This window comes from Kribbella sp., from assembly GCF_035655035.1.
Classification (GTDB): domain Bacteria; phylum Actinomycetota; class Actinomycetes; order Propionibacteriales; family Kribbellaceae; genus Kribbella.
This window is the reverse complement of the sequence record NZ_DASRVN010000739.1, coordinates 1-11233: the sequence shown is the minus strand read 5'-3', so window position 1 is coordinate 11233 and position 11233 is coordinate 1. Positions and strand designations below refer to the sequence as shown.

Genomic DNA, 11233 nt, shown 5'->3' with positions numbered 1-11233 from the left:
CCGTTGGCGCGGCATCTCGGGCTGCGGCTGGTGGCTGAGCCGGCCGCCGCGGACGGCTGGGGTGAGCCGGTCGCGTGGCTGCGGCTGGCCGAGGACTACTTCCACAACGCGAACATCCCGGCGGTCGCGAGCGCGTGCCGCGGGCTGATGCGGCAGCTCGGTGCCACGGTCTCGCAGCGGCGGGACGGGTCGGAGCAGGTTCCGGCGTACCTGCGGCAACTCGGGATCACCACCCGGGAGTACGAGGTCTGCCGCTTGCTGGTGGACCGGATCGGGAACAAGTCGATCGCGTCCCGGCTGCACATCTCGCCGCGTACGGTCGAGAAGCACGTGGCCAGTCTGATGACCAAGACGCAGCAACCGGACCGGGAGGCACTGAGCAGTTTCGCCCGGACCGTACTCCAGGACTGACCAGGACTGATCAGTGCCGATTCCGGACAGGGAGCGTGTACTGGAGCATCGAGCGTCCCCGGGGTGATAGTTGTCGACGCACGCACCGGCATCCGCCAGTCGGCGCGCTGAATGGACAGTATTTACGAACGCTCGCTATCTATACTGTGCGGGTGGCAGGCAAGGGGTCGGACATGAGCAAGGGAACGGTCGGCGGCGGCGGTACGACGATGCTGCGGCGGATCAATGTCGCCTCGGTCCTGGACGCGGTCCGCCGGTCCGCGCCCGCACCGTTGCGCGTCGCCGAGCTGGTCGAGCGCACCGGGCTGGCCCGGCCGACCGTCGCCCAGGCCGTCGACGAGCTGCTCGACGCCGGCTGGCTGCAGCAGCACGGGCCGGACTCCGCGGACCGCTCGCTCGGCCGTCCGGCGATCCGGGTCTCGCTGCGCGGGCGTGCCGCCCCGGTCCTCGGACTGGACGTCGGCCCGCACCGGGTGACCGTCGGCGTCTCCGACCTGGCCGGCCGCAAGCTCTCGCTGGTACGCCGTTCCGGGCCGGGCTGGTCCGCCCAGGAGCTGCTCGGCGTGATCGGCGAGGTGATCGACGAGGCCCTGGCCGAGGCCGAAGTGCCGGCCGAGGACGTCGCTGCCGCGGTCGCCGCGAGCCCCGGCATCGTCGACGAGCACACCGGCCGGGTCCAGCTGGTGCCGAGCGTGCCGGGCTGGTCGGCGGTCGACCTGATCAAGCATCTGCGCGGTCTGCTCGACTGCCCGGTGATGCTGGACAACGACGCGAACCTGGCCGCCCTGGCGATCGCCGCCGCGCGTGGTGGGACCGGGACGCTGCTGGCGGTCCAGTGGGGTGAGCGACTCGGCGCGGGCATCGTCATCGACGGACGGCTGCACCGCGGGACCGGGGCCGCCGGTGAGATCGGCTTCATCGCCACGGACACCGACGACGTGATCAACCCGGAGGACAGCCGCGGGCCGCTGGAGCGCGCGGTCGGTTCGGAGGCGATCGCGGCACTCGGGCGTCAAGCGGCGCTGGACAACCCGAAGTCACGGCTGGCCGAGCTGGGCGGCGAGCAGCTGGACACCGCGGACGTGTTCGCCGCAGCGGCGGAGCGGGACCCGGTCGCGCAGTCCGTCGTACAGCAGGTTGCCCGGACGTTCGCGCGGGCGCTGGCGCCGTCCGTACTCGTGCTCGACCCGACCGCGGTCGTCATCGGCGGCGGTGTCGCCCGCGCCGGCGCCGTGCTGCTGGACGCGATCTCGGACCAGCTCCGGCTGCTGACGCTCAACCACCCGAAGCTGGAGCTGTCCGCGCTGGCCGAGGACGCTGTGGTCACTGGTGCGATGCGGATGGCGCTGGACGAGGTCTGGCAGCGCAAACTCCCGACACCGGCCATGACCAGCACTACGTAGGCCCTGCCACCAGCTTGACTCCGGGTACGCCGCACCAGCAGGTGTAGCTGAGTTCGTAATGCACCTGGCCGGCCAGATCGAGCCGGCGGTCCAGGCCTGTCACCATGCTCAACGGCAGCAGCATGCGCCGATCACAGGCCGCGCAGGTGATGACGATCACCGCCTGTCCCAGCTGTACGCGCGGCTCACGTACAGCCGGTGGATCAGACGCCAGTGCGTCCAGAGGTCGTCGACGAACCACTTCCACCGCAGCTCGACCGGAATGCGCTCACCCATAGCTCACATCCACTACGAAAAGTAACTGCCACGACTGTTTCAGTAGAATGAGCGTACGGCATCCATGGACCTGCGGGCTACTACTTCCGGACTGCGGCCGCGATGGCGTCCGGGCGGTCCAGCTGGACCAGGTGTTCCGAATCGGGGAGGACTTCAAGAGACGCGTTGAGGGTGGCGGCGAGTTTCTGCTGGCCTGTCAGCCAGCTCTTGGCCGTGAAGCGGGTCATGCCGCCAGTAGCCACCAGGAGCGTCGTCGGTGGGATGTTGTCGATCGGTCGCGCCAGCAGCTCGGCTACCTCGGCAGCCAGCGGCCAACTGCCGGCCAACTCGTCCCAGAACCGCAGCCACGAGTCCTGCCCGCCGTACCGCTCCTTGGCGGTTGCCCCGGACAACGGGTCGCGGTTGGACGTACTGCCGAGCCGGACGCTCAGCCGTCGTACCGTGGTTCCGACCAGCTGCGGTACGCCGACCTGCCCGAGGAAGCGCACCACGGAACGGGTCGCCTGATCACCACGCTGTCCACGGTGGAACGGCTGCCACCCGGTCTCCGACGGGAGGCTGCTGTCCACCAGCACCAGCCGGGACACCTCACCCGGACGCGTCAACGCCCAACGCAGTACGGCGAGCCCGCCGATCGAGTGGCCGATCAGCCCGACCGGTACCCCCGGCGGTACGCAGGCCGCGGCCCGCAGCGCGTCGACGTCCGACGTGATCGGCGTACGCCACGGGTCGATCACGCGGAGGTCCTCATCGGGCAGCAGCTCGACTACCTGCCCGAACTCCTCCGGGGCTTCGGCCAAGCCGGGCACCACGATCCACGTCATGCTCATCGAGATAAGCCTGCCTCAGGGCTGGTAGGAGTGACCCCAGCATCAGGCACACAAGCAGCACAGACACCCGCTGCAGGATGCCCGGCGCATCCAGGTCGTCACCGGTGATCACATCGCTTCCTGTCTGCAGACCGAGCCAGGCCTGCGTCACAGCAACACCAGCAGCCAGTACGGCGACCACTCGGCCCCAAGCACCACCCCAGCCGGCTTTCCGGAGTGCGAGCACCGCATAGACGCCCATGGCGATGCTGCCGAGCCCTGCGATCGTGGATGTGACCTCGTGCAGCATCAGCTCCGTGCCGGACTGTCCGTTCGCTCCGCAGGCATCACTGGCCGACGGTGCACAGTCCATCGGCGACAGCGCGTCGAACAACGTCCCGAGCGCGAAGGCCGCCGTACTGACCAGCAGACCAGCCAGCTCCCGCCGGCCACGTACAGCGCGACCTGACAGCAGTACTGCGACCAGCAGCAACACGCCCGTGGTCAGATCCATCGCCCGGGCCCACAGACTCGTCGATTGGTCCAATGCGCCCAGCTCGCTCAGGAACGACTGGTGGACGTCCAGCGGATACCCTGCGGCCGCTTCCAGCAGCAGACTGCAGTAGAGAACGGCGGCGGCGACCATCAGGTTGCGGACTAGGCGGTAGGGCACATCAACCATGTCAACACCGTCGCATGTCAACCAAAGTCTTGGCTGTGGCGTCAGCTGTACTGTCGAGGTAGTGCTAGGTCGACCAAAGTCTCAGCGAACTAGTGGGATGATCGGCTGGTGCGGTCGGAACAAGCAGTGGTAGTGCCGGTATGGAAGCAACGCGCAGCGGTCTGGGTGGGCCGCATCGTTGTGCTGGCCGCAGTCTGGTCATTTATTGCGATCCCGTTGCGTTTCGCCCAGCCGAGGCTGGTCAAGCATGTCGACGTCGCCTTCGACTTCGTCGGGATTCCGGCCGGGCACACGATCTTCTCCGCCGTCTACCTCGCGGTCGTCGGAAGCGCACTGCTGCGCGGTAAGCGGGCCGCGCTGCTCTGGGTGCTGTGGGTCTTCGAGGCGCTCTGGCTGCTCGCGCAGGTCGCCGGCATCGCCTTCACCAGTGTCCGCCTGGCGAACCCGACGGACGCCGAACTGCTCCGCGACTTCGGTCCGGCCAGCATGCAGGACCTGGAGTGGGGCATCGTGCAGGCGGTCGTGGTGGCCGCGATCGTCGTCCTGCTGTGGACCATCCGCGCCGCGTTCCCGGCCCGGCTCGCACCCGGTAGCCGGCGGCTCGCGATCGGCGCGCTCGTCTTCGGCATGCTGATCTCGATCGCGGTCAGCATCACCCTCACCCAGCTCTTCCCGCGCACCCTCAGCGGTCAGCGGCAGAAGATCGGCTGGGCGGTGATCGCCGCTCTCGGGCAGTCCCGCAACAAGATGGGCGGCCACGAGGGCCACGGCTGGATCGGCCTCACCGTCGGTGCGATCTCGGCAGCCTCGCTGGTGCTCGCGTTCTGGATCTTCCTGCGCTCCGCGCAGCGGGTCCGGTACCTGACCCAGCCCGAGGAACTCGAGGTACGCCGGCTGCTCCTGCTGCACGGCGAGCGGGACTCCCTCGGGTACTTCGCGACCCGCCGGGACAAGGCGGTCGTGTTCGCACCGGGCAACGACGCCGCGATCGCGTACCGGGTGGTGAACGGGGTCAGCCTGGCCAGCGGCGATCCGCTCGGCGACCCCGTCGCCTGGCCGGCCGCGATCCAGCGCTGGCTCACCGAGGCCCGGCGGTACGGCTGGTCCCCCGCGGTGCTGTCGGCCAGCGAGGAGGCGGCGCAGGCGTACGTCGACGCGGGCCTCCGGGCGCTGTCGATGGGTGACGAGGCGATCATCGACGTCGCGGACTTCACGCTCGACGGCCGGACCATGCGGCCGGTCCGGCAGGCGGTCACCCGGGTCCAGCGCGCCGGGTACCACGCCCAGGTGGTCCGGCACGGCGACCTGTCCCCCGAGGCACTGGCGCAGTACGTCCATCTGACCGAGAAGTGGCGCGGGGCGCGTACCGAGCGCGGGTTCTCGATGGCGCTCGGGCGGCTCGGCGACCCGGCCGACGCGCGCTGCGTGATGGTGATCGCGCGGGACGCCGAGGGCGTGGTCCGCGGGCTGCTGTCGTTCGTGCCGTGGGGGGTGCGCGGTGTGTCGCTGGACCTGATGCGCCGCGACCCGGAGTCGGCGAACGGGCTGATGGAGTTCATGGTCACCGCGTTGATCGACGCGAGCAGCGACCTCGGCATTCACCGGATCTCGCTGAACTTCGCGATGTTCCGGGAGATCTTCAGCGACGCCGAGCGGGTCGGCGCCGGTCCGGTACTGCGACTCACGAACGCGTTGCTGACCGCGGCGTCCCGGTTCTGGCAGCTGGAGAGTCTGTACCAGTCGAACGAGAAGTACCTGCCCCGCTGGTCGCCGCGGCTGATGTGTTACTCGCGGGGCGCGTCGCTCGCGCAGGTCGTGCTCGCCGCCGGTACCGCGGAAGGCTTCCTGCCTGCCCCGCGGCCGTGGACACGTGTAGACAGCGTGGAGGCGGGCGAGCGGCACGCGATCATGGCCACGGACGGCCAGGCGTTCGCCAGCGCCGTACGCGAGCAGGAGGACGAGCTGCTGCGGCCCGCGCTGCCGGTCCGCAAACTCACCGAGCAGGAGCAGATCCGGCGCACCAAGCTCGCCGAACTCGTTGCCGCGGGCATCGATCCGTACCCGGTCAGCGTGCCGCGCACCGAGACCCTGGAACGGGTCCGCGAGCTGTACCCGAACCTGCCGCCGGACCACCACACCGACCATGTCGTGTCCTTGACCGGCCGGGTGATGCGGATGCGCGACCACGGCGGGCTGTCGTTCGCGCAGCTGCAGGACGGGCTGACGCAGCTGCAGGTGATGCTCACGACCGAGTCGTGCGGCGACGTACCGCTGGACCAGTGGCGGCGGCTCGTCGACATCGGCGACCACGTCAGCGTGACCGGCGAGATCGTCACCAGCCGGCGCGGTGAGCTGTCGATCGCGGCGACGGGCTGGACGATGGCCGCGAAGTGCCTGCACCCGTTGCCGGACAAGCGGAAGGGCTTCACCGACCCCGAGGCGCGGGTCCGGCAGCGGCACATCGACCTGGTGATGAACCCGGAGTCGCTGCGGATGATGCAGCACCGCAGCGCCGCGGTACGGGCCCTGCGCAACGGTTTCGAGACCCGCGGGTTCGTCGAGGTGGAGACGCCGATGCTGCAGGCGGTGCACGGCGGCGCGAACGCCCGGCCGTTCGTCACGCACATCAACGCCTACGACACCGATCTGTTCCTGCGGATCGCGCCGGAGCTGTTCCTGAAGCGGCTGAGCGTCGGCGGGATGGGCAAGATCTTCGAGCTGAACCGGAACTTCCGCAACGAGGGCGCGGACGCGACGCACAACCCGGAGTTCACCTCGGTCGAGGCCTACCAGCCGTACGCCGACTACGTGGTGATGCGGGAGCTGACCCGCGAGCTGCTGATCGAGGCGGCCACCGCGGTGTACGGCAAGCCCGTCGTACGGCGGGACGGCGAGGAGATCGACATCTCCGGCGACTGGCCGGTGATCACGGTGCACGACGCGGTCGGCCGGGCAGCAGGTACGCCGATCGACCCGGACACGCCCGTGGATCGGCTGCGCGAGCTGTGCGCGGAACACGGCGTACACACGACGTTCGAGATGACCGCGGGCGAGCTGGTGCTGGAGCTGTACGACGAGCTCGTCGAGCCGAACACGATGCTGCCGACGTTCTACACCGACTTCCCGCTGGAGACGTCGCCGCTGACCCGGAACCACCGGTCCGAACCGCGACTCGCGGAGCGCTGGGACCTGGTCGCGTTCGGTGCCGAGATCGGTACGGCGTACTCCGAGCTGGTCGACCCGGTCGAGCAGCGCCGGCGGCTCACCGAGCAGTCGCTGAAGGCCGCGGCCGGTGACCCCGAGGCGATGTCGCTGGACGAGGACTTCCTGTCCGCGCTCGAGTACGCGATGCCGCCGACCGGTGGTCTCGGGATCGGCGTCGACCGGGTGATGATGATGCTGACCGGCCAGAACATCCGCAGCACACTGGCCTTCCCGTTCGTCCGTCCGGCGACCCGGGATTGATGACATAGGTGGTGTCACCAGACACCACCTATGCTGGTGTCTCGTCGGGTGGGGACCTGGGGGTGGGGATGAGGCGCTGGGCTGCGCTGTGTGTGGGGATCGGTCTGCTGGCAGGCTGTGGTGCGGATCCGAAGCGGCCGGATCCGGTGCCGTCGGCTTCGAGTACTGCCGTGCCGGGGCCCGCGTCGTCGGTACCGTCGGCCGGTCCGTTGAGCGCGTCGGCGTACCAGGCGGAGCTGACGCGGATCGACCAGGTGCTGGGCGGATCGGCGCAGGCGCTGACCCGGGTCCGGACCGCGGAGGGCCTGAGCGTGGCGATCACCACGCTGGCGCAGTCGCTCAACACGATCGCAATCCGGCTGGCGGCGCTGACCGTGACGTCCCGGTTGAGCGCCGTACACGCACTCCTGCAGGAACGGATCGGTGTCGCGGCGACCCGGTTGACCAGCTCGTCGGCCCAGACCGAGGAGGACGCGCGGTGCGGCGGGGTCGCGTACACCTCACAGAAGGTGCAGCGGCAGGTGCGCGCCGACCTGAGTACGGCGCTCGTCCAGCTCCAGGGGCTGAGGCTCAAGTTCGGCACGACCCTGCCCGACCCCGGGCCGGCGCCGAAGGACCAGCGCCCCGCGAGCGGCGACGTCCTGGTCCGCCGCGGCCCTGAAGGGTCCGGGCGGCTGAAGATCACCAATGGCACGTCGAACGACGTCGCGATCTCGATCGTCAACGACGGCCGCCCACCCGGCAGCCCGCAGATCATGATCTACATCCAGGCCACCAAGACCATCACCGTGAACCGGATCGGCGGCACGTACCACCTGTACTTCAAGAGCGGCGCCGACTGGGACCCCCAGTACCGCAAGTTCCGCTCGGACTGCACGTTCAAGAAGTTCGCCCAGACCTTCACCCCCGACCAGGGCTGGCAGATCAACCTCCAACCCACCCCCAACGGCAACGCCACCACCACCGAGGTCGAGGCGTACTAAAGGTCGTCGGGGAACAGCCGGAAGGCCGGGTGTGGAGTCAGCGGGCGGACGGCGCGGAAGTCGCGCCGGTCCAGCGTCAGGACGGCGTCGGTGCGGTAGTCGGCAGCGAGCGCGACCGTGACCGCGTCGGCGAGGTCGAGGTCCAGATCGGCATAATGGCCGATCACGGTGAGCGCCGTCGACAGCGTCTCGGCGCCGACGACCGGCACTTGAAACCGCGTCCTTTGCACCTGGGCGGACAGCAGCTCGAGGATCTGCGTGCGGGCTGCCGCACCGAGCCGCGCGCGGGCGAGATGATCGACCTCGGCAAGGACCAGGGGCGACAGGATGACGGTTCCCGCCCCCTGCACGGCTTTCCGGCAGGCCGGACCCTCCCGGGCGTTGCGATCGAAGGCCGCGATGATCCCGGAGGTATCGGCGACCAGGATCACCGGTCGGTACGCCGTGCGACCTGGTCGCGGATCTCGTCCTTGGTCACCGGCTCACCGGTGCCGTCGAAGGTCGGCCAGTCGAGCGGCTCGTCCCACACCCGGTTCGCGATCGCGGCCAGGTGGATGCCTTCGCGAATGATCTCGGCCTCCGGAATCCCCCGCCGCTGGGAAGCGTCCTTGATCAACGCCAGATCCTCGGGATCGGCGTACACGTTCGTGCGCTTCATGGACATGTACCAACCCTAGCACACGTACACCCGTCACAACCCGAGCTTGTGGAGGAGGCGGCCGAGGAAGCCGCCGAGGGTGCCCGGAGGGTTGGGGGTGGTGGTTGGCGTGGGTGGGTCCGGTGTTGGGGTTGTGGTCGGGTCCGGGGGCGGTGGGGCCGTCGGCGGTGCGGTCGGGGCCGTGGTGGGCGGTGCGGTCGGTGGGCGTTCGGTGACCGGCGGGTGCGTGGGGGCCGTGGACTCGACGATCTGCGGCGTCGGCGTCGGCGTCGCCCCGGCGCGGGTCGGGTACGGCGTCGGGATGCTGCCTGCCGACCGTGCGACTCCGGGCGGAGTGGTTGCGGTGAGCAACGGCGTGGGTACGGCGGTGGGCGTCGGCGCCGGGGTGGTCGTCGGGGTCGGCGTGGGCTGGTGCGGGACCGTGACGTTCGCGGTCGGCTGACCGGGCTGCAGGCCGGCGACCGGGGTGGCCGGCTCCGGGCCACCGCCGGGGAGCGGCAGGAACGGGGCTCCGATCCGCGGGCCGCCGAGCAGCGCGACGAAGAACAGCGCGAGGTACGCGAGCAGCACGATGCCGACGCCGGCGGCGACCTGACGGCGCCGCGGGTGCTGCCAGAGCGGGCGGCGGGTCGCCGTGGCAGGCATCGCGTTCACAAGTCCCGCAGGGTATCGGCTGACCAGTCGTTTCAAACAGCCCTTGGAAGAGATTCCACGCCAAAGCGAAACCTTCCGGCAATTCCGTACTACTTACGCGACCGTAGCAATGCGGTGCGTCAGCGGCTGAGCTCCTGCAGGCCGATCACCGACAACAACCGGAGCTTCTCGGCGGCCTCACTGTTCGGCGCCGCGGTGTAGACGACGATCCGCAGATCGTTGCCCGGTACGGCGAGCACGTCGCAGTCGATCGTGAACGGACCGACCTCCGGATGCCGGACGACCTTCCGCTCGGACCGGTGGAACCCGACCATCGGCTGGTCCCAGAGCGCCGCGAAGTCCGGTACCGTCCGCAACTCCTCGATCAACGCCCGGAGATCGGTGTCGTTCGGGTGCCGCGACAGCGACGCGCGCAGGTCCGTGACCATCGCGGCCCGGAAGTCCCGCTGCTGCTCGGGCGTCTGCTCGAACCGGTCCGCCGGCGCCAGGAAGTGCCGGTAGATGATGTTCCGCTGCCGGCCGTGCCACGGCGACGGGTCACCGGCGAGCGCGGCGAACAACGGGTTCCAGGTGATCATCGTCCAGCTCGCGTCGCACACGCACAGTGGCGCGCCCTCCAACTGGTCCACGATCCGCTGCACCCCGGGCGGGATGTACGTCGAGATCCGCCCGGGCGACGGCTCCACCTCACCCGCCAGTACGAACAGGTGGTTGCGCTCGGCATCGGACAGCCGGAGCGCCCGGGCCAGCGCGGTCAGCACCTGCGCGGACGGCGAGTCCGAGCGGCCCTGTTCCAGCCGCACGATGTAGTCGACGGACAACCCGGCCAGCAGCGCCAGCTCCTCACGCCGGAGGCCGGGCGCGCGCCGTTTCCCACCTGGCGGCAGCCCGACGTCGGCCGGCGCCACCCGGTCCCGCCAGGCGTGCAACGTCCTCCCGAGCTCACCCATGTCCCCAGTATTCCGCGCGCGATCCAGCGCAGCCTGGTACTGCTAGTCCCATGACGACGACCCTCATCACCGGGGCCAACCGGGGCCTCGGCTACGAAACCGCCCGACGGCTGATCGAGGCCGGACATACCGTGTACGTCGGAGCGCGCGACCCCCAGCGTGGCAGGCAGGCCGCGAGCGAACTCGGCGCGCGGTACCTCCCGCTGGACGTCACGAGCGACGAATCGGTCGACGCGGCGGCGGAACAGCTGGACGAACTCGACGTACTGATCAACAACGCCGGCATCTCCGGGCCGCGCAAGCCGCTGCCGGAGCTGACCGCCGCGGACTTCCACCAGGTGTTCGACCTGAACGTGTACGGACCGGTGCGGATGATCCGCCGGTTCCTGCCGCTGCTCGAGCGCAGCGCCAACCCGGTGGTCGTGAACGTCTCCAGCGGCCTCGGCTCGATCGCCGCCGCGGTGGACCCGGACGCGGTCGACACGGTGCCGGTCTGGGTCCCGGCTCCGGCGTACGGCGCCTCGAAGGCGGCGCTGAACATGCTGACGGTGCAGTACGCACGGCAGCTGCCGAACCTGCGGATCAACACCGTCGACCCGGGCTACACCGCGACCGACTTCAACGGCCACAACGGGTACCAGACCGTCGAGGAGGGCGCGGACATCATCGTCCGGCTGGCCACGATCGGACCGGACGGGCCGACCGCCGAGTTCCTGAACCTGCACGGCACCGTGCCGTGGTGACCAGCGCCCTCAGCACCCTCAGCACTCGATGACGTTGACGGCGAGTCCGCCGCGGGATGTCTCCTTGTACTTGACCTTCATGTCCCGGCCGGTCTCGCGCATCGTCTTGATCACCTTGTCGAGCGTGACCACGTGCACGCCGTCGCCGTGCATCGCCATCCGGGCCGCGTTGATCGCCTTCACCGACGCCATCGCGTTC

General features: G+C 69.7%; 13 protein-coding genes. 5 read left to right on the top strand and 8 right to left on the bottom strand.

What is annotated here, in order from left to right:
- The coding region (locus tag VFF46_RS38040) for a helix-turn-helix transcriptional regulator (RefSeq protein ID WP_325042130.1) at positions 1 to 411 on the top strand (411 nt) is incomplete at its 5' end.
- Between the two features lie 173 nt (positions 412 to 584).
- Complete coding sequence (locus tag VFF46_RS38035) at positions 585 to 1814, top strand: ROK family transcriptional regulator (protein WP_325042129.1); 1230 nt, start codon at positions 585 to 587, stop codon at positions 1812 to 1814.
- On the opposite strand, the gene VFF46_RS38030 is transcribed toward VFF46_RS38035, so the two are convergent.
- The 3 genes from VFF46_RS38030 to VFF46_RS38020 all read right to left on the bottom strand — a co-directional run bounded on the left by VFF46_RS38030 (position 1807) and on the right by VFF46_RS38020 (position 3581).
- Positions 1807 to 1974, bottom strand: a complete 168-nt coding sequence (locus VFF46_RS38030) for a hypothetical protein (protein ID WP_325042128.1) — start codon at positions 1972 to 1974, stop codon at positions 1807 to 1809. The genes VFF46_RS38035 and VFF46_RS38030 overlap by 8 nt on opposite strands.
- A 196-nt stretch (positions 1975 to 2170) precedes the next feature.
- The gene (locus VFF46_RS38025; protein WP_325042127.1) at positions 2171 to 2920 is read right to left on the bottom strand and encodes an alpha/beta hydrolase; all 750 of its coding nucleotides are present in this window, start codon (positions 2918 to 2920) and stop codon (positions 2171 to 2173) included.
- Complete coding sequence (locus VFF46_RS38020; RefSeq protein WP_325042126.1) at positions 2838 to 3581, bottom strand: DUF998 domain-containing protein; 744 nt, start codon at positions 3579 to 3581, stop codon at positions 2838 to 2840. Before VFF46_RS38020 ends, VFF46_RS38025 begins: the two co-directional genes overlap by 83 nt.
- Before the next feature lie 108 nt (positions 3582 to 3689).
- Between VFF46_RS38020 and lysX the strand changes: the two genes are divergently transcribed.
- Together lysX and VFF46_RS38010 are read left to right on the top strand one after the other, a co-directional pair.
- Entirely contained in the window at positions 3690 to 7046 is a 3357-nt protein-coding gene (gene lysX / locus VFF46_RS38015; RefSeq protein ID WP_325042125.1) for a bifunctional lysylphosphatidylglycerol synthetase/lysine--tRNA ligase LysX, read from the top strand.
- Between the two features lie 68 nt (positions 7047 to 7114).
- Positions 7115 to 8029 carry a hypothetical protein gene (locus VFF46_RS38010; protein ID WP_325042124.1) on the top strand — a complete coding sequence of 305 codons (915 nt, stop codon included), beginning with the start codon at positions 7115 to 7117 and terminating at the stop codon, positions 8027 to 8029.
- Here VFF46_RS38010 and VFF46_RS38005 read toward each other — a convergent pair.
- The 4 genes from VFF46_RS38005 to VFF46_RS37990 form a co-directional block, all read right to left on the bottom strand.
- Complete coding sequence (locus VFF46_RS38005) at positions 8026 to 8460, bottom strand: PIN domain-containing protein (RefSeq protein WP_325042122.1); 435 nt, start codon at positions 8458 to 8460, stop codon at positions 8026 to 8028. The genes VFF46_RS38010 and VFF46_RS38005 overlap by 4 nt on opposite strands.
- Positions 8457 to 8693 (bottom strand): CopG family transcriptional regulator, encoded by a 237-nt coding sequence (locus VFF46_RS38000; RefSeq protein ID WP_325042121.1) that lies wholly within the window; start codon positions 8691 to 8693, stop codon positions 8457 to 8459. The genes VFF46_RS38005 and VFF46_RS38000 overlap by 4 nt, the downstream gene beginning before the upstream one ends.
- Before the next feature lie 27 nt (positions 8694 to 8720).
- Positions 8721 to 9341 carry a hypothetical protein gene (locus VFF46_RS37995; RefSeq protein WP_325042120.1) on the bottom strand — a complete coding sequence of 207 codons (621 nt, stop codon included), beginning with the start codon at positions 9339 to 9341 and terminating at the stop codon, positions 8721 to 8723.
- A gap of 119 nt (positions 9342 to 9460) precedes the next feature.
- Positions 9461 to 10291, bottom strand: a complete 831-nt coding sequence (locus VFF46_RS37990) for a helix-turn-helix transcriptional regulator (RefSeq protein ID WP_325042119.1) — start codon at positions 10289 to 10291, stop codon at positions 9461 to 9463.
- Positions 10292 to 10341: 50 nt separating this feature from the next.
- Here VFF46_RS37990 and VFF46_RS37985 point away from each other — a divergent pair, with 50 nt between their 5' ends.
- Positions 10342 to 11034 carry an SDR family NAD(P)-dependent oxidoreductase gene (locus VFF46_RS37985; RefSeq protein ID WP_325042118.1) on the top strand — a complete coding sequence of 231 codons (693 nt, stop codon included), beginning with the start codon at positions 10342 to 10344 and terminating at the stop codon, positions 11032 to 11034.
- Between the two features lie 18 nt (positions 11035 to 11052).
- On the opposite strand, the gene VFF46_RS37980 is transcribed toward VFF46_RS37985, so the two are convergent.
- A partial coding sequence (locus VFF46_RS37980) for an L-serine ammonia-lyase, iron-sulfur-dependent, subunit beta (protein ID WP_325042117.1) occupies positions 11053 to 11233 on the bottom strand: 181 nt, incomplete at its 5' end.